This is a genomic window from Chitinilyticum piscinae (assembly GCF_015223195.1).
Lineage (GTDB): Bacteria > Pseudomonadota > Gammaproteobacteria > Burkholderiales > Chitinibacteraceae > Chitinilyticum > Chitinilyticum piscinae.
In genome coordinates, this window is record NZ_JADFUA010000010.1 from 12,920 (window position 1) to 31,012 (window position 18,093).

General features: G+C 61.0%; 19 protein-coding genes. 10 read left to right on the forward strand and 9 right to left on the reverse strand.

What is annotated here, in order from left to right; all coding sequences use genetic code 11:
* Positions 1–114 precede the first annotated feature (114 nt).
* Positions 115–603 carry a 2-amino-4-hydroxy-6-hydroxymethyldihydropteridine diphosphokinase gene (gene folK, locus INR99_RS14100; RefSeq protein ID WP_194117012.1) on the reverse strand — a complete coding sequence of 163 codons (489 nt, stop codon included), beginning with the start codon at positions 601–603 and terminating at the stop codon, positions 115–117.
* Positions 604–671: 68 nt separating this feature from the next.
* Positions 672–2,006, reverse strand: coding sequence for a polynucleotide adenylyltransferase PcnB (gene pcnB / locus INR99_RS14105; protein ID WP_194117013.1), 1,335 nt, complete (start codon positions 2,004–2,006; stop codon positions 672–674).
* A 186-nt stretch (positions 2,007–2,192) separates the two neighbouring features.
* Between pcnB and INR99_RS14110 the strand changes: the two genes are divergently transcribed.
* Positions 2,193–3,032: a PhzF family phenazine biosynthesis protein gene (locus tag INR99_RS14110; RefSeq protein ID WP_194117014.1), complete on the forward strand. Its 840-nt coding sequence runs from the start codon at positions 2,193–2,195 to the stop codon at positions 3,030–3,032.
* Positions 3,033–3,193: 161 nt separating this feature from the next.
* On the opposite strand, the gene INR99_RS14115 is transcribed toward INR99_RS14110, so the two are convergent.
* Positions 3,194–4,036, reverse strand: a complete 843-nt coding sequence (locus INR99_RS14115) for a carcinine hydrolase/isopenicillin-N N-acyltransferase family protein (RefSeq protein WP_194117015.1) — start codon at positions 4,034–4,036, stop codon at positions 3,194–3,196.
* Positions 4,037–4,178: 142 nt separating this feature from the next.
* Here INR99_RS14115 and INR99_RS14120 point away from each other — a divergent pair, with 142 nt between their 5' ends.
* From INR99_RS14120 to INR99_RS14155, 8 genes are all read left to right on the forward strand, one after another.
* Entirely contained in the window at positions 4,179–5,318 is a 1,140-nt protein-coding gene (locus tag INR99_RS14120) for a D-alanyl-D-alanine carboxypeptidase family protein (RefSeq protein ID WP_194117016.1), read from the forward strand.
* A gap of 131 nt (positions 5,319–5,449) precedes the next feature.
* Positions 5,450–6,331: a D-amino acid aminotransferase gene (locus INR99_RS14125; RefSeq protein ID WP_194117017.1), complete on the forward strand. Its 882-nt coding sequence runs from the start codon at positions 5,450–5,452 to the stop codon at positions 6,329–6,331.
* Positions 6,328–6,639 (forward strand): YbeD family protein, encoded by a 312-nt coding sequence (locus INR99_RS14130; protein ID WP_194117018.1) that lies wholly within the window; start codon positions 6,328–6,330, stop codon positions 6,637–6,639. The genes INR99_RS14125 and INR99_RS14130 overlap by 4 nt, the downstream gene beginning before the upstream one ends.
* 55 nt (positions 6,640–6,694) lie before the next feature.
* A complete protein-coding gene (gene lipB, locus INR99_RS14135) occupies positions 6,695–7,321 on the forward strand; it encodes a lipoyl(octanoyl) transferase LipB (RefSeq protein WP_194117019.1) in 627 nt (208 codons plus the stop codon).
* Between the two features lie 29 nt (positions 7,322–7,350).
* Positions 7,351–8,325: a lipoyl synthase gene (gene lipA, locus INR99_RS14140; RefSeq protein ID WP_028452199.1), complete on the forward strand. Its 975-nt coding sequence runs from the start codon at positions 7,351–7,353 to the stop codon at positions 8,323–8,325.
* Between the two features lie 38 nt (positions 8,326–8,363).
* Complete coding sequence (locus INR99_RS14145; RefSeq protein ID WP_194117020.1) at positions 8,364–9,209, forward strand: helix-turn-helix transcriptional regulator; 846 nt, start codon at positions 8,364–8,366, stop codon at positions 9,207–9,209.
* Positions 9,210–9,253: 44 nt separating this feature from the next.
* On the forward strand, positions 9,254–9,889 hold the full coding sequence (locus INR99_RS14150) for a LysE family translocator (protein WP_194117021.1): 636 nt from the start codon (positions 9,254–9,256) through the stop codon (positions 9,887–9,889).
* A 130-nt stretch (positions 9,890–10,019) separates the two neighbouring features.
* Complete coding sequence (locus tag INR99_RS14155; RefSeq protein WP_194117022.1) at positions 10,020–10,553, forward strand: Tudor-knot domain-containing protein; 534 nt, start codon at positions 10,020–10,022, stop codon at positions 10,551–10,553.
* Positions 10,554–10,821: 268 nt separating this feature from the next.
* Here INR99_RS14155 and INR99_RS14160 read toward each other — a convergent pair whose 3' ends face one another.
* From INR99_RS14160 to INR99_RS14180, 5 genes are all read right to left on the reverse strand, one after another.
* Positions 10,822–11,259 carry a DMP19 family protein gene (locus INR99_RS14160; RefSeq protein WP_194117023.1) on the reverse strand — a complete coding sequence of 146 codons (438 nt, stop codon included), beginning with the start codon at positions 11,257–11,259 and terminating at the stop codon, positions 10,822–10,824.
* 169 nt (positions 11,260–11,428) lie between these two features.
* Positions 11,429–12,010, reverse strand: a complete 582-nt coding sequence (locus tag INR99_RS14165; RefSeq protein WP_194117024.1) for a hypothetical protein — start codon at positions 12,008–12,010, stop codon at positions 11,429–11,431.
* Positions 12,007–13,668, reverse strand: coding sequence for a DUF6138 family protein (locus INR99_RS14170; RefSeq protein WP_194117025.1), 1,662 nt, complete (start codon positions 13,666–13,668; stop codon positions 12,007–12,009). Before INR99_RS14170 ends, INR99_RS14165 begins: the two co-directional genes overlap by 4 nt.
* A 54-nt stretch (positions 13,669–13,722) precedes the next feature.
* Positions 13,723–14,448, reverse strand: coding sequence for a DUF6882 domain-containing protein (locus tag INR99_RS14175; RefSeq protein ID WP_194117026.1), 726 nt, complete (start codon positions 14,446–14,448; stop codon positions 13,723–13,725).
* A gap of 32 nt (positions 14,449–14,480) precedes the next feature.
* Positions 14,481–15,242 (reverse strand): DUF6882 domain-containing protein, encoded by a 762-nt coding sequence (locus INR99_RS14180; protein WP_194117027.1) that lies wholly within the window; start codon positions 15,240–15,242, stop codon positions 14,481–14,483.
* A 185-nt stretch (positions 15,243–15,427) separates the two neighbouring features.
* On the opposite strand from INR99_RS14180, the gene INR99_RS14185 reads away from it, so the two are divergent.
* Positions 15,428–16,696 carry a GGDEF domain-containing protein gene (locus INR99_RS14185; protein WP_194117028.1) on the forward strand — a complete coding sequence of 423 codons (1,269 nt, stop codon included), beginning with the start codon at positions 15,428–15,430 and terminating at the stop codon, positions 16,694–16,696.
* Here the strand turns inward: INR99_RS14185 and INR99_RS14190 are convergent.
* Positions 16,686–18,089, reverse strand: coding sequence for a cryptochrome/photolyase family protein (locus INR99_RS14190; protein ID WP_194117029.1), 1,404 nt, complete (start codon positions 18,087–18,089; stop codon positions 16,686–16,688). The two genes, INR99_RS14185 and INR99_RS14190, sit on opposite strands and share 11 nt — an antisense overlap.
* Positions 18,090–18,093 lie beyond the last annotated feature (4 nt).

The following is an 18,093-nucleotide window of genomic DNA, read 5'->3' on the forward strand; positions in this document are numbered from 1 at the left end:
GTCGGTTTCCCATTTTCACAAGGTGCGGCTACTGCTTTTGGCGGCAGCCGGAATAATCGGTTCCCGGCGCGGAGCGGATGCTGCACCGCGCAAGAGGTGCAAGTGTACCCAGCCTCAGTCCAGCCGCGTCAAGTTCTGGTCAGCGACCGCAGCCAAATACTCACGCGCAGCCCCCCGGCCCGGGATGATGATCTCCGGGTCAAGCTCCAGCAAAGGCAGCAATACGAAAGCCCGCTCGTGCATGCGCGGATGTGGCAACGTCAGCGTCACGCTGTGCTGTACCTGTCCGCCATGCAGCAGCACGTCCAGGTCCAGCGTGCGGGGCGCATTGCGAAAGGAGCGGACACGTCCCAGCTGCTGTTCGATATCCAGCAAGGCCTGCAGCAAGTCTTCCGGCATCAGCAGGGTAGTGACTCGAGCCACCGCATTCACGAAATCGGGCTGATTGGCATAACCGACTGGCGCACTGGCGTAAAACGACGACGCAGTGATGCTCAGAATGGCCGGATGCGCACTCATTGCCGCGAGCGCGGAGCGCAGCTGGGATTGCGGGTCGCCCAGATTGGCACCAAGGGCGACATAGGCAGTAAAGGGGGATGTCATGCAGCAACCCGGATCATGCGGCCCTACCCTTGCCGGGATGAACCGCACTGTCGAGGAAAATAATCGGCTTACTCGCCGCTCTGACCACCAGCCGGCTTGCGGCGGCGCGGCTTGCGGCGTTTGCCGGCAGCAGCCGGCTGGCCGTCACGCGGCACCGCAGCGATCAGGCTGGAGCGCGTTGCTTCATCGGCAAACTGGAATTTGCGCCACCATTCGGCCAGTTCCTTGTCGGCCAGGCCGCACTCGGCACGCAACTCGAGGAAATCATAAGCAGCACGGAAGCGCTGCTGCTCAAGCAACCTGAAAGGACGTTGGCCAACACGTTGTTCGAAACGCGGCTGCAGCAGCCAGATTTCCTTCATCGCGGCACCGTAGCGGTTGGGGATGGCCAGGCGGCGGGTCACCTTGGCCTCGACATCATTCATCGCATCGACCAGGGCCGGGACGGCGTGCTCGCCAGCCGCCTTTTTCTTCTGCCACAGGGCTTCGACTTCGTGCCACAAGAGGGTCGCAAACATGAAGCCGGCGGATACCGGCTTATCGTCACGGATGCGCGCATCGGTGTTGTCCAGCGCCTTTTTCAGAAAGGCCGCGGTTTCGTGTTGCGATACCAGCTTGTCCAGCAGCGGGAACAGCGGCTTGTGCAGCGCGTTGGCGCGCAGTGCGGTCAGGCAATCCCAGGCACGCCCGGACAGCAACAGCTTCATCATTTCGTCGAACAGCCGCGCCGAGGGGATGTTCTCCAGCAAGCGGGCGTGCTGGGCAATCGGCGCCAGCGTCGCCGGCGCAATCGTCAGATCCAGCTTGGTCGCCAGCCGGATTGCCCGCAGCATGCGCACCGGATCTTCGTGGTAACGCTTGACCGGGTCACCGATCATGGCCAGCTTGCGGCTTTCCAGATCAGATACACCATGATGGAAGTCAATGATCACTTCCTGATTCGGGTCGTAGTACAGCGCATTGACAGTGAAGTCACGCCGCGATGCGTCCTCCTCGATCGTGCCGTACACATTGTCGCGCAGAATACGGCCACTTTCGTCCGTCGGTGCATCACTCGCGCCGCGGAAGGTCGTCACCTCGATGATTTCTTCGCCATCACGGTCGTAGAAGGGCACATGAACGATGCGGAAACGCTTGCCGATGATGCGCGAGCGATGAAAGACATGGCGCACCTGCTCGGGAGTAGCGTTGGTCGCCACGTCGAAATCCTTGGGCGACTTGCCCAGAACCAGATCACGTACCGCACCGCCGACGATATAGGCCTCGAAGCCCGCATCCTGCAAACGGTCACAGACCTTCAGTGCTGCGGAATGCAGCTGCTCACGGCGGATGCCGTAATGCTTGGCATGCAGAACTTGCTTGCCGGGACGGCGCAACACTTTGCCGATCAGTTTACGAATCATGGGGCGGCCTGAAAAACGAGCGCGATAAAACCGCATAGTATAACGCCAGAATGCGTGCGTTTTATTTATTATCCTCCAGAGCCCTCGCTCGGCCGACTGTAACGCCCGTGCCACCCCGGCACTGTCGCTTGCCCCAGCCCGGGCATTCGCCGATGCTGAGGGCATTTTCGCCCGCAAGGATCGCGCATGACCGCCTACCGCTACCAGCTGCTGAATGTATTTGCCGAAACCCGCTTTGGCGGCAATCCCCTGGCCGTGTTTCCCGATGCGCGCGGGCTCGACGACGTGCAGATGCAGGCCATTGCCCGCCAGCTCAACCTGTCCGAGACAACCTTTGTCTTCCCTTCAGCGACGGCAAGCGCACGGGTACGCATTTTCACCCCCGGCTACGAAATGCCCTTTGCCGGCCACCCCACCCTGGGAACCGCCTGGCTGGTAAATCGTCTGCAGGGTACTGATGGCGAGGTGACACTTGAGCTTCCGGCCGGCCTGATTCCGGTCACGGTATCGGAAGATCGCGCGACACTCACGGCACAGCCGCCGCGCTACCGTGCAGGCCCGGACCGCGCCGCCTGTGCAGCCATGCTTGGCATCCAGGCCGAAGAGCTGGCTGGAGAGCCGCTGTTTGTGGACTGCGGCGTCGAGCAGCTGATTATCGAGCTGACCAGCCGCGAAGCCGTGAGCCGCTGCAAACCCGAACGGACAGCGTTCGAGGCACTGGCAAGCAATCGCGATGGCATCAGCGGCACCTATGTGTGGGCTCGCGACGCTGAAATCTGGCCGGCCCGCTATTTCTGGTCACAGCATGAACAGCTCAGCGAAGACTATGGTACGGGCTCGGCCTGCGCCAACCTGGGAGGCTATCTGCTGCGCCAGCAGCCCGCACTCCCGATCGAGCACGTCATTACCCAAGGGTATCTGACTGGAAGGGAAGCTATTCTGCGCCTGCAAGTCGATACAAGTTGCAGTATCAAAGTATCCGGCCGAATCATCGACATCGGCGGCGGTGAATTGCTGCTGGGGTAACGGCAAACGATTCCGGGCCGCATGGTGCGGCCCGGCAGCGCATCAGCTTGCGGCCAGATCCTCGATGTAATCCAGCCACTGGGTAATCCAGGCGGGCAGTGGCATGACCTCGTTCCAATAAACACAGACCGAATAAAGACAGCGATCGAAGTAAACGACCATCAAGGCCATTCGCGTGCGGATGCAGCCCAAAATGCCGCATCCAGCACCCACTCCCGCTGCTGCTCTGGCTCTCCCGGATTCGCCAGCCACACTCGCAACACGGGAGTTCCATGCACGGGCAACATCATCTGCCAGCCCGCCAGCGTCACTTCGCGACCACTGCGCCACAGGCTGTCATCCGGCCCGGCCGCCTGATCCCGACTGAAGCGGGACAGGTCATCGAGCGTTAATGCGCCTGCAGTACCCGCCAGCAGGCTGCGGATGCGCTGCAGACGGATCACACTGCTCTCACCCTGACGGTCCAGCCCAGAAACCAGATCCGGGTCGAAATAATGGTTGGTGTGCGCCAGTCGCCCCATGGTTTCACGGGTGAGCAGAAAGCGCCCCTCTGTGCCGACTTCGACCAGCAGCATTTCGTGCGCATCACCCAGCAGATAAAAGCCTGCCCTTGCCGAGCCAAACAGCGCCGGTGCGGCAGCCACTACTTCTGCCACCGAGTGGTAGCGCTCCAGAATTCGGGCAATCTGCCCGTTTTTGCCCGGCTGCGTGGCTCGCAGCGCACGCAGCAGGCCGCTGGCCGCCGCAGTCACGACGGTCAGCCCTGCCTGATTGACCCCAGCCTTGATCCCGGGTTCGCGCCCACCCACGGCAAACAAACCCAGATAGGGCAGCCCTTGCGCAGGATGGATCAGGCGCAGCACTTGCCGATGATCCGGCGCCCAGTCGCGGTTTTTGGCCAGCAAAACACCCTGTGAACTCGCCTCGCCCCAGAGGGTGCAGGCAGGGCTGGTCAAGGGCACCCACAACAGTGGCAATAGCAGCAGAATGGCAGAACGCGGCATGCAAATCTCTCCGGACGTGTCCAGCCCAAGACTAGCAAACAAATTCACGCGCCAATGTGAACGCTTGGTCATGGGCAGGGTCAGATGCGGCACGTATAATCGCCGCTCCCGATCCCGCCCCACTGAATAGAAGCACCCGCCCATGAAGTCCCGTACCCTGCTCGTCTCTGTCTCACTGCTGTTTGCCGGTCTCGCCCAGGCTTTTACGCCTCCTGCTCCCGACATTGCCGGCCGCGCCTGGCTGCTGATCGACGCGCAAAGCGGCCAGACACTGACCGTCAAGGACGAAAACACCCGTATCGAGCCGGCCTCGCTGACCAAGCTGATGACCGCCTACGTGACCTTCAAGGCCATCCGGGAGGGCAAGCTCAAGCTCGACCAGAAACTTACCGTGTCGGAGAAAGGCTGGAAAACCGAAGGTTCGCGCATGTTCCTCGATCCCAAGGTACCCGCCACGGTCGATGACCTGATCAAAGGCATGATCGTGCAGAGCGGCAACGATGCTTGCGTGACACTGGCCGAGGCCATCGCCGGCAGCGAGGAAGTCTTCGCCCAGGTCATGAACAAGGAAGCGAAACGCCTGGGCATGACCGGCTCGAACTTCGAAAACAGCACCGGTCTGCCAGGCGCGAACCACTACATGACCGTGCGTGATCTGGAAATCATCGCACAGGCCATCATCAAGGACTTCCCCGAGTTCTACCCGATCTATGCGATCAAGGAATTCAAGTACAACAATATCAGCCAGCCCAACCGCAATCTGCTGCTGTACCGCGACCCGAATGTCGACGGCATGAAAACCGGCCACACCGAATCGGCAGGCTACAATCTGGTCGCCTCGACGCACCGTGACGGCCGCCGCCTGATTTCCGTCGTCGTCGGCACCAGCAGCCCGGAAGTTCGCGCCACCGAATCGGGCAAGTTGCTCAACTGGGGCACGCAGTTCTTCGACACCCCCAAGCTCTATTCGGCCAAGCAGGCGATCAGCCAGGCCAGGGTGTGGAAGGGGGAGAGCAATGAAGTGGGCGTCGGCTTCCTCGAAGACCGCTACATCACGGTTCCCAAGGGCGACGCACAGAAACTGAAACTGGAACTGGTCACGACCGAACCGCTGATCGCGCCACTGAAAGCCGGTCAGCAGGTTGGTACCGTCAAGGTGACACTGGATGGCAAACCGCTGACCGAACTGAAGGCCGTCGCACTGAATGACGTCCCGGAAGCCGGCTTCTTCGGCCGCGCCTGGGATGCGATCAAGCTGTGGTTCAAGGGCCTCTTCGGCTAAGTCTGGAGCACGGGTATCTGACGCAATCAGTTATTTGTTAGGCCCTACAAGCCCATACCCGGACAGGCATACGTCCTGTCCGGCACAAGGGCTACACTGAAGGCATCCTCTCTTCCCGCGTGGAGACTGCCATGCCCCTGCCCACCTTCAATGCCTACCTGAACGGCCGCTTTGCCCCGCTGGATTCGCTGGCGATTTCACCAATGGATCGCGGCTTCCTGTTCGGCGACGGCGTCTACGAGATGATTCCGGTCTATGGCCGCCACGTATTCCGGCTGGATCAGCATCTGGACCGGCTTGACACCAACCTTGCCGCAATCGGCCTGACCAACCCGCATACCCGTAGCGAGTGGCACAAACTGATCAGCCGCCTGGTCAACGAGGAAATCTTCGAAGATCAGCAAATCTACCTGCAGGTCACCCGCGGCGTAGCGTGGCCACGCAACCACGCCTTCCCGGCAGCCACCACTCCGACCGTTTTCCTGTTTGCCGACGAATTACCGGCGCCGGCTCGCGAGCAGGTTGAAACTGGTGTGTCCGCCATCACCATTGAGGATCTGCGCTGGCAGCGCTGCAACATCAAGGCCATCTCGCTGCTGGCCAATGTGCTGGCCAAGCAGGCGGCAGTCGACGCTGGTGTCGCGGAAGCCATCCTGCTTCGCGACGGCCAGCTTGCCGAAGGGGCTGCCAGCAACATCTTCATCGTGAAAGAAGGTATCCTGCGCGCCCCACCCCCGTCGACCCAGATGCTGACCGGCATCACGTACGACGTGGTGATCGAGCTGGCGCAAGCACACGGGATTCCTGTCGAACTGGCCGCAATCAGCGAAGCAGCATTGCGCAATGCCGATGAAGTGCTGCTGACCTCATCCAGCAAGGAAGTACTGGCAATCACCACCCTGGATGGGCTGCCGGTGGGCACTGGCAGCCCCGGCTCGCTCTACCGACAGCTTTTCCTGTATTATCAGGACTTTAAAACCGGCGTCATGCGCGCCGGCAAGGATTTTGCATGACCAAGACCACATCGCCCCAATCGCTCCCTGCTTCGGCACGTCTGGAAGACCTGCTGGATTTTCCGGCCCTCATCCCCGCCAAGGCGGTCAGCCACAAGGGTGTCGCCCGCGACGAATTCCACACCGCCTTGCTGGAGCTGACCATCCTGCACGTACCCGGCTTTCACGGCGAGCTGATCAGTATCCGGGAATCCAGCTCGGGCAATTATTACTCGGCCACGCTATCGGTGACTGTCGAAACCGCCGACCAGTTCCGGGCGCTGGATGCTGCACTGCGCGCACATCCGCTGGTGAAGCTGGTGCTGTAACCCCAAACCGATTAACCACCGGGGCCAGCCCCGGCTGTCGCTGTGACTGCTTTTGATGTCTCCACTGATCAAACACCTCGGCCTCGTCGAATACCCAGCCACCCTTGCCGCCATGAGCGAATTCACCATGAACCGGCAAGCAGATACCCCCGATGAAATCTGGACCCTGGAACACCCCCCGGTATTCACTCAGGGCCAGGCGGGCCGGCCTGAGCACATCCTGATACCCAGCGACATTCCCGTGGTGCAGATCGACCGCGGCGGGCAGGTGACCTATCACGGCCCGGGCCAGCTGGTGGTCTATACCTTGCTCGACCTCAAGCGGCTGGGCCTGGGCGTGCGCGAATACGTGCGCATGCTGGAAAATGCGGTGATCGGCCTGCTGGCCGACTACGGCATCACCGCCTATGGCAAGGTCGATGCGCCCGGCGTGTACGTGCAGATGGAATTCGAAGAAGCCAAGATCGCCTCGCTGGGCCTGCGCATCCGCAATGGCCGCTGCTATCACGGGCTGGCGCTCAATGTAGACCTCGACCTCACGCCGTTCCACTACATCAACCCCTGCGGCTACCAGGGACTGGCCGTCACCCAGATGGCCGATTTCGGCATTGCCGAGACACCGGCGTCGTTAGCCGCTAAAATGGCCGACAAAATTACTCAACAAATCAGCAGGCAAGGCTGACCCGGCCTTCGTTCTACCGGATTCCCATCATGAGCAACGACAGCAAAACCCCCTCGAATGCCGCCGGCGTCAAGCACAAGGGCGAGGCCAAGACCGCGCGCATCCCGATCAAGATCGTGCCGCTGGAAGAAAAGCTGAAAAAGCCGGACTGGATCCGCGTGCAGGCGCCGACTTCCGGTAGCCGCTTCTACGAGATCAAGGACATTTTGCGCTCCCAGAAGCTGCACACCGTGTGCGAGGAAGCGACCTGTCCGAACATCGGCGAATGCTTTGGCAAGGGCACGGCCACCTTCATGATCATGGGCGACATCTGCACGCGCCGCTGCCCCTTCTGCGACGTCGGTCACGGCCGCCCCAATCCGCTCGACCCGCAGGAGCCGCAGAATCTGGGCGAAACGGTCGCTGCGCTCAAGCTCAATTACGTCGTGGTTACCTCCGTTGATCGCGACGACCTGCGTGACGGCGGCGCCCAGCACTTTGTCGAGTGCATCTCGAAAATCCGCGAGCTGTCACCGAAAACCCAGATCGAAGTGCTGGTGCCGGACTTCCGTGGCCGTCTCGAAATCGCACTGGAGCTGTTCGGCAATGCACTGCCCGACGTGATGAACCACAATCTGGAAACCGCGCCGCGCCTGTACCTGCAGGCCCGCCCGGGATCGGACTACCTGCATTCGCTGAAGCTCTTGAAAGACTTCAAGGCCATGTACCCGCACGTGAAGACCAAGTCCGGCATCATGGTGGGCCTGGGCGAAACCGACGAGGAAGTGCTTCAGGTCATGCGCGACATGCGCGAGCATGATATCGACATGCTCACCATCGGCCAGTACCTGCAGCCGTCCAACGGCCACCTGCCGGTGCTGCGCTACGTGCACCCGGACAAATTCAAGGAATGGGAAACCCAGGCCTATGAAATGGGCTTCCTGCACGCGGCCGTGGGCGCGATGGTGCGCTCGTCGTATTTCGCCGACCAGCAGGCGCACGGCGCCGGCGTTACGGCCGAATAAGGGGTACCAGGGGCGGCAACGCCCCTTTCTTTTTGCCCATGCCCCGCAGACCGGCACCCCCCCAGCACTTCTGGCGCGACCCCGCCCTGCCCTTCGCCGAAAGCCGCCGGGCGCAACAGAGCCGCGCATGCTACCGGCCGCATTCGCATCCGGCGCTTTCCATCGGCACAGTGGATGCCGGCAGCAGCATCCTGCTGCTACCCGGGCAGCCCGCGCACCCCCTGGCAGCCGGTGATGTGGTCGTCATCCCCGCGCACTGGGTGCACTCCTGCAATCCCGCTCCCGGCTGTGCATGGAGCTACCAGATGCTGTACCTGGACGAAGCCTGGTTAATCCAGCTTTTTGCCGAAGCAGATCAGCCGGCAGGTCCGCAACAGCTCGTACCAGCCAGAGCGCTCTGGCAAAATGATCCGCTGCTCTATCGTGCCTTCTGCGAACTCAATACCCTGCTATTCAGCCCGGCCCCCGCCGAGCTGAAAGAAGCACAGCTGATCGACTTCGCCGGACTGGTCATCCGGGGACTGCTGCCCGCCACGCAACAGCAGCCAGACTGGGTTTCACTTCTACAGCAACAGCTGCGGGCCCATCCAGCCGAGCCCTGGCCACTAGCCGAACTGGCCGGCCTTGCCGGGGTCAGCCGCTATCATCTGGTGCGCACCTTCAAGAGCCGGACAGGGCTGACACCCCACGCCTACCTGCTCGATTGCCGCATCAATGCCGCACGACAGCGCCTGCCGGACTGCAGCTCGCTGGCACAACTTGCCAGTGAGCTGGGCTTTGCCGACCAGAGCCATTTCGTCCACGCCTTCAAACAGCGGGTTTCGGTGACCCCGGGTGAGTACCAGCGACTGCAGAGCTGCGCAATTTCCTGCAATACCCTCTGACTCTACCTCGCGATACTGCGGCTTTCACCTCCGAGGAAGCCATCATGAGCTGGCAACATTTTCTGGCCATAGCCAGTGCGCATTTCCTGGCACTGCTCAGCCCCGGTCCCGATTTCTTCCTGCTGGTACAACAATCGCTCAGCAAGGGACGGACCGCCGGAATACGCCTGGCCGCCGGCATCGCCATCGCAAATCTGGTCTTCATCCTCCTGGCTGTCGCGGGCATCGCGCTGATCCGTGAAGATGGCATCCTGTATGCCTTGCTGTACTGGGGGGGCTGCGCCTATCTGGCCTGGCTGGGCTGGCAATTCTGGCAGGCAAGACATGCCTGCCTGACGCTGGGCGAGGCCGGAAACGCACCTGAGCAGACGAGCCCGAGCTTTCGCACGGGCTTGCTGAGTGGCCTGCTCAATCCGAAAAATGCCCTCTTCTACCTCGCGCTCTTTACCCTGCTGGTACCTGCAGACACCTCGCTGCTGGCACGCGGCGCCACCGGACTGTGGATGTTTGCACTGGTGTTCGGCTGGGATTGCCTGATCGTCAGGCTGCTCACCAGCGGCGGTCTGCCCCAGCGCTTCAGCCCGCGGCTGGGCTGGCTTCACCTGAGCAGTGCCCTGCTGTTATGGGGCGTCGTTGGCACGATGTGCTGGCACGCACTGGATCGTTTTGCTTTTCACTGAAGCCCCGAGCGCCCGCTGGTGAATTGGGCTGTCATTCACAGTCAATACTTGGAAAAATGCTTGCCTGTCTTGCTCCGCCAGCTATAAAGCAAAAACTCATCAGTTCGCTAGCCACGAAAAGGAACTCCCAATGATGTTTCTGCTCCGCCTTGCCACCACATTGCTTCTATCGCTGTGTGCTGCCTTTGCATTCGCGGGCAGCTTCGCCATTTATAACAACTCGGATATTACTCTTCAGTTCCAGACCTATGACCCTGCACGGGGCACCTGGAAAGAGCAATCATTAACCCCTTACGAAAACAAGAGTTACACAATTACTGAAGGTGTGAATCGCGCCAAATTCCGGATAGCCACCCAGAATCGCGGCCAGGTTGAATACCTGGTTGGGGTTGGCGGAGTCTACCGATTGAGCTGGAATCAGAAACGCGGCTTATGGGATTTGAGCTGGGATACTCCGGGCTATGGCGATACGCGCAATCCAGCGCAACCAGCTGCCCAAAATAGTGCATACCGACTGGGTGATGCCGTGCTCGTCAAATGGAAAAACAAGTGGTACAACGCTACCGTCATCCAGGTGAATGGCCCACACACCTTCATCCATTACGATGGCTATGACAACGGCTGGGACGAATGGGTCGGCAGTGACCGCATCCGGCCACGCTAAGCTCCTGCGCCCCCGTTGAAACTGTGGCGACTGGAACGAGGTCATGCCGGCGATGTTGCGCTAGCCCTGGCGGCTAGTAGAGAAGCAGATGCCGGATATCCACTCTGTCTGGGAGATCTCTTAGGTCCAGTAACGCGGATCAGAAAGTGCAGCACAGCCCCTCACTGCCTGGCGCACGGGTCTTGTTTCCGGCTAGCCTTCTATAAACTCATCGAAAAATCGACTGCCCGCTTCAGCTCTAGCTAAAGGGCTGCGGCGGTTGCCGGATTCAGGCGGCACGCGAACGGTCCTGCTGTGCATACAGCGTGGCGAGTTGCTCTACCGCGGCTAGTACAAAATCTTCGGGAAGGTCCTGAATGATCCGGCTGGCATCGAGAAACACGTCTGGGCCATACTGGTCCTCGATGACTTCAAGCGCGGCATGGCGCTCAGTGCGTTCGAGCGAATATTGATCCCCGAACACGGCGAGCGCGGAGGTCAACGCGGCCAGCGTAAGCGGCGCCTGCACCCGGTTTAGTCCGGAAACAGCAAGCATGGCCATATCGCCTGAACTGTTCCAGAAAAATTGATCCAGTGTGCCATTCATGGTTTCTGTTTCCAGCCAGTACAAAGCGATGGTTTCCTGCTCGTACAGGGTTAGAGTATCAAAACCATTCTGCCAGTTGCGCTCAAGCCTGTTCCAGGCAGGGGATTTAAAGACATTCATCTCGGTCGACCTCTTGGCCCTCTGTGCAACTCATTGATGGACCGCGCATGCGGCATGCGTGCGCACAGATTCTGCGCACCACCATCAGACACCGCCAGCGTATACGATTCTGCGCCTTGATAATATTAGCCTTTACGCCAATACGTGCACCCGTATACACCAGACAACCTCAGTCATGCAGGATCTGCTTAATCAGCGCGTGCAGGGCCCCGCGCCACTCGCTGCAGCGCGGGTCGTTTTTCAGACTGGCCATCACCCGCCCAGCATCAGCCGGCTTGCTGGCACCACAAGCCGCAATGGCGGCCTTGGCGACGGCCGGCAGATCAGTCTCCCGCCAAGGCAGGATCAGCCGGGTTTCCAGCACGAAATCCGTCTCGGCGTAGTCAAGGGAACAGGGCTCGGGAGCAATGCAGCCAGTCACCTTGAGTGGCAATTCACCGGCCTCCTCGACACAAAAGGCCAGTTGCAACACATCCACCGTATGATGCCGGGTGCGCAGATAAACCGAGCCGTCGATAAACCCCTCCTCCGGATTGAGCGGGAACTCGAATGTCCGCCCGGCCAATTCGAACAACTCGTCAACCGGCAAGTCGATCTGGTCCAGCCGCAACGGACTATCGACCTCGTCGCCGTCGAGCTCGTAGGGAGCCAGCTCAATCGTCAGCGATGCCCGCCCGCAGGGCCCGCAGAATAACTCGCCGAGTGCACGCAAGGGCTGCCAGCGTTCCACCGGAAACGGTTTCGCGCTCATGCGGCAACTCCGGCACGCCCGAAAAAGGCGTAACGCACCTGCTCCAGCTCGTCGTCTTCCAGTTCACGGCGCGCAAGCTCGGCTTCAAGCCGCTCACGATCGCCCGGCTGCAAATACTGCGCTAGCTGCTCCGGCAGATCGCTGATATAGCAGGCTGTCAGCGCCACATCCACCAGCATCGGCAGCGTCGCCTCGGCCAGTCCGTAGCGGCGCACCAGCGCCAGCAGGAACGGTGTCGTCGCCGGCTGATGGCCGCCATCAACCAGCGCGCAATAGCGGGCCAGCAGTCTGGCGGCGTCCGGCGACGCCAGCGCCAGCCCGAATACCGCGTAGCTCGACGGCATCAATTCCTGCCCGCCCGGCTCGCCATCGGTGTACCAGGCATATTCGAACATGGCCGTGCGGGCGTAACGGTCGAGCAAGGGGTGCAGCTCGGCAAAGCGCAGCGCATCGGCAAAGAAATGGTGCGTGCCGCTCTCGGCCAGCCCGGCGACCGGCAGCAAGCTGCGGGCACGACTGGTGTAGACCAGTTGATAGTTGCGCGGGAAGCCGCCCTCAATGATTGCAAGCAGTTGCTGCAACGCGCCAGCGAAGCCCTCGGGGCCGTCGTCATGCAGCTCGATGGCAATCTCTGCGCGGATGTCATTGGCGCAGACGGTACCCCAGCCAGCCTCCAGCCGCTGCAGATGCGGCGGCAAGCCGCCACTCCCCTGCTGCAGCAACTGCGCGGCCGCCGCGATGCCGAGCTGGGCGAGCAGTTGCAAATAGAGCTGCAGCTGCTCGCGGTCGTAGGCATCCGCTTTCTTGAGCAGGCGCTCGAACAGCAGCATCGCGAACGCGGCCTCCTGCCCCGGCACCGTCACGCTGTCCTCCCGGCGCTGATAATTGCGCAGCTCGCGCCCCATGCCGGTCACCGCAAACCAGTGCCCCAGCCAGCGCCGCAACCAGGTTTTGGCGGCGGAATTGAAGCTGCTCTGCCAGCGCTCCTCCCAGACTGGATCCTCGCCCACCAGCAGATCCACAAAATACAGGCGTGAATGCAAAGCGGCGTAATCGATGGGCGCCAGCAGATCGTCGAACAGATTGCCGGCAAAGCAGCTCAGCGTGCGCAAGGGCTCGGGATCGTCCGCCAGATCGGTGCCAGCGAAGGCCTGCTGTTTTGCCAGCAGCGCCAATCGGGCAGCCTCGTCGATCAGCATGCGTCGGCCGCTAAGCTGCAACTGGCCACCCAGATGGATATCCAGCCAGACGTAGAGCGAGAAATCAAAATGGTTAATCGCACTGCGATCGGCATGCAAACGGCCAATCCGGCGCATCAACTCGGCAAAAAGCTCGCGCAGCCACGCCGCTTCGCCCTCCGGTGTACCGCTGCGCAGATTGGGGCCATCCGCCAGACGCTGCAGCAGGGCATCAGCCGGCTGCGGCGGATGCGGGTTGTCAAAACGCTTGAATTCGACTTCACAGCGTACCCCCATCCCTCCGGCCGCCGCGCGATAGCGCAACTTCAGCATGCCCTCCCTGCCCACCTGCAACCGGCCCGGCGTCCATGGCGTGCTCCACTGCCGGTCTAGATAATTGAGCAGGCTGCTTTCGATGGCATCGGCGGTACGCTGCAGATCCGGCAGCGTGGCGGATGAGGTCTCACCCGATATACTCATTAATGTATTAATCCATAAACCTTGATTTTAAATCGATGCAGCCATATACCCACATCAAACTGCAGCAACGCGGAGTTGCGAATCCAGGCCTGCAATCAGATCGCGCTCGTTGAAGCGGATCGTCAGCGGCTCGCCACTGCGCAGCGTGATGGTGTAATCGTCCCGATCCGGTACCGCCGGGTAGCCCAGCTGGCGGAATAAATGCTGCAACATCGCCCGATGATTGATCTCGTATTCACTGATCACGCGGTTGATCGCGCCGATGAGCTGCATGGCGCCCTCATCCTGCGCGTCCAGCGGCGGCGCATCCTGCACCAGAAGATACGCCGCACCGTTGTCGTAGCCACCGCGATAGAAACCGCCACGCCCAAGCACGCCACACGCGACCAGTGCCAGTCGGTAGCCATCAACGTGTTCATCCACATCGATCTGACTCTGCGCCAGCTCGGCGATGTTCTGATCTTCACCCTGCTGGCGCAGCGCCAACGCGTCACTCATCGCGGCATCAGGCAGACCCATTTGGGCATTCGCCCAGCTCCACAGCCAAGTCTGGCTCAGCAGTGATTCGGTGCCCAGCAGCTGCACCGGCACCGTATAGCCGTTGTCGAATGACAGCGTGCCGGCATCAAGATCGGCATTCCAGCGATCCCCCTCGCCAATGTGCCGCGCAAAGGCCTGCTGCTTGAGCATCCCCATCGCGGCATGCTCCTCGAACAAACTGGCAAAGCTTGGCGTCGCCGGGATGGATTTGCCGCCAAACAGCGAAGAAAACAGGCCCATCGTTTACTCCTGAAATGAAACATGCGGATTGATTATTGCGGTGCGGCGACAGGAACACTCTGGCCATCCAGACTGATGGCACTGATGCGCTCCTTGCGGTCAAAGCTCAGCCGGAGCGTCCCGCCTTCCGGCAAACTCACCACCAGCGCCTCCGGCTCAGGCTGAGCAGCCAGTTCGAGCTGACTGAAAAAATGCTCGACCATGCGGCGCTGGTTCACCGGACAACACGCTGCAGCCCGGCGGATCGCCGCGACCAGATTGCCGGCATGACATTCCGCCGCAGTCAGCGGCAGCATATCGCTCAGGGTGAACCAGCTGTGGACCGTGCCATACGCCAGCGTCGATGAGGTGCGCACCAGCCCATGGCGCCCGCAGATGCCGGCCGCGATGAGCGCCAGATGCTCCGCCTGCAACCTGCTTCCGAATTGCAGCTCCTTGCTGGTGAACTCGGGGATACCCTGCTCCTCGCCCAGCGCCTTGAGCTGCAACACATCCTGCTGATATTTCAACGGCGGCCCGAGCAAGCGGTTGGCCCAGGGCCATAACCAGCTGTTTTTCTCTGCGCTACCCGATCCGATCATCTGTGGTCGGGCCTTGAAACCATCTCCCAATATCAGCAGGCCGCGATCCATATCGCAATCCCATTGCGTGATATCACCGGGAACGCGTTGCGCCAGCACGATCTGCTTGAGCATGCCCAGAACCGCATGCTGCTCCAGCAGCGCGGAAAAACCCGGACCAGGGCGCGTGCCTGCGTTTGCTCCCGCCCCGAACAGTGTCGCGAACATCCCCATTGAAACTCTCCCCTGCCTGCGCGCGGCCTGCTTACTTAACAAGAAACCGGATAAACCATACCGGATTCACGATATCGTCACCATCAGGCAAGCATCAAACTGTGAATTGCACGACGTTTACATTTGTATTTCAACAGATGCTTGGATACCATCGTCCGGAAATGCTCCCTGATTGAGCTCCCCCGATGCCCACCCTGTTTGCCCCAGGCCAGCTGCAGGCCTTGACCTTCTTCACCGGCGCGATCCATCTCGGGATCGGCACGCTACTTTGGCTGGTCTGGCGCACACGACGAACCGGGCCGGGCTTTGGTAACTGGGTGCTGACCGAATGGTGCATGGGGTTGGCCTGGTTGCTGGTACTGGTACAGGCTGTGGCACCACAGCAGTGGTTACCGGTGCTCTACACACTGCTATTGTTACTGGCTCCGGCTTTCTACGAGCAGGGCTTGCGCCGTTTTTTCCTCCGTCCGCCCGCATGGCATCCACAGCAAAGTCTGCTGTTCGCCCTGCTGTTTACGCTGCTCTATGCCGTTGCGGTCGCGCAGGGCGCCAATCTGCATCAACGCATCGTGGTGTTCACTGCCCTGCAACTTCCCCTCTTGGCGAGCATCGTGCGCCAGCTTTGGCTCATCACGCACGAGCGGCCGGCCTATCGCATCCTGTGGCTGCTGCTGGCCGCGTTGTGCCTGCAGATCACAGCACAGAGCCTGCGCATTGTCGAACACCTGCAGTCACCTTCTCTTCCCGAGGTCAGCAGTAACAACCCGCTGGCTGATCATACGGTCGGCATGGTGCTGCTATTTTCGGTGGTATTCAGCCTGCTGCGCAGCAGTGTGGACCTGATCAGCGTGCAGATCCGCACCGAGCAGGCTCTGCAGACCACCTTGCAGCAACTGGAGCAACGAGCCAATTTCGACGGCCTCACCGGACTGGCCACGCGCCAGTACATGGAGTCTGCATTGCCGGCTCTGCAACAGCGCTGCCTGCGCCATGAGGAACAATTGACTCTGATTCTCTTTGATCTCGACGAATTCAAGCAGATCAACGACAACTACGGGCACCCAGTCGGTGATGCCATTCTGGCCGCGATGGGTGCCTGCGTGCGCGAGCATTGCCGTGGTGATGATCTGCCAGTGCGCATCGGGGGCGACGAAATTGCGCTGCTGGTGTACGGCGGTCGCCCAGATCAGCTTGCCAGCCTGTTACAGCGCCTGCGCCATGCGATCCGCGCCGCCTGCAGCGGCCTGGTCGAGCAACCGGTTACCCTCAGCATCGGCATTGCCTATTTCCAGGATGCGGAACCGTTTGCGCCGGTATACCGCCGGGCGGACCAGGCGATGTATAGCGCCAAACGTAATGGGCGTAACTGCGCCTACGTGCATACCCCGGAGAGCACCCCCACCCAGCTGGAGCTGGGCCACCTTCCCGCCACCGGCATGCCGCTTACCGCCTGAACAGCGCCAGTGCTGCTTCACGCTGCACCGCGTGCTCAACGATGGGTAGCGGGTAATCAACGCCCAGCGTGATGCCCGCCGCCTGCATTTCCAGCGGCTTCGACAACCAGGGGGCATGGATGGCTTTCGCCGGCAGCATGGCCAGCTCGGGACAATAGCGCTTGATGAACTTGCCCTCGCTGTCGAATTTCTCCGACTGGCTCACCGGATTGAAAATGCGGAAATACGGTTGCGCATCGCAGCCGGTCGAGGCCGCCCACTGCCAGCCACCGTTGTTTGCCGCCAGATCGAAGTCGATCAGCTTCTCGGCAAAATAGCGCTCACCCCAGCGCCAGTCGATCAGCAGATCTTTCACCAGAAAGCTAGCTACAATCATGCGCAGGCGGTTGTGCATGTAGCCGGTCTGGTTCAGCTGGCGCATCGCGGCATCGACAATCGGAAACCCTGTCCTTCCCTCACACCAGGCGGCAAACCAGTCCTCGCGGTTCGGAAACGGCAGGGCATCGTATTCCGGCTTGAAGGCGTGCTCGACCACCTCGGGTCGGTGCCAGAGTATCTGCATGTAGAACTCGCGCCAGATCAGCTCGGACAGCCAGGTCTCGGCCCCCGCGCCACCGTGGCGATAGGCGTAAGTTGCCAGCTCGCGCACGCTGACCGTGCCAAAGCGCAGGTGCACCGACAGATACGACGGCCCCTTCACCGCCGGAAAGTCGCGCGCTTCGTGGTAGCGATCGATGCGCTGGCAGAAGTCGGCAAACAGCTGCTCACCACCCGCAAGCCCCACCGGCATGTTCAGCTCGCCCAGATTGCTGCGCGCAAAGCCCAGCTCTTTCAGGCTTGGAAAATACTGCGCCGGCAATCGCGCCAGCTGCTGTAGGTAGCGCACGACCGGATAGGGCTTGAGGTAGAAATCGTTGAGCTGCGCCAGCCAGGCGCGCTTGTACGGCGTAAACACCGAATACATGCCGCCGGTTTTGCTAAGCACCTCGGCGCGCTCGAACACCACCTGATCCTTGAATGTATGCAGTGCAATGCCTTTCTCTGCAAGGGCTGTAGCCACACACTGGTCACGGTATATCGCAGAGGGCTCGTAATCGTGATTGGCATAGACGGCACTGACGCCAAATTCGGCCACCAGTTGCGGGATCAGCTCAACCGCGCGGCCATAACGCACCACCAGATCGCCACCGTGTTTCAGCAGCTCGGTTTTGAGCTGCTTCAGGCTCTCCCAGATGAATTCGACGCGGCGGTCATCCTGCGGCAAGCCGGCGAGGATGTCGGTATCGAACACGAATACCGGAATCACCGGCTGGCCGGATTTCAGCGCGTGGTAGAGCGCCGCGTGATCATGCAGCCGCAGATCGCGGCGCAACCAGACCAGAACGGGTGACATGCCT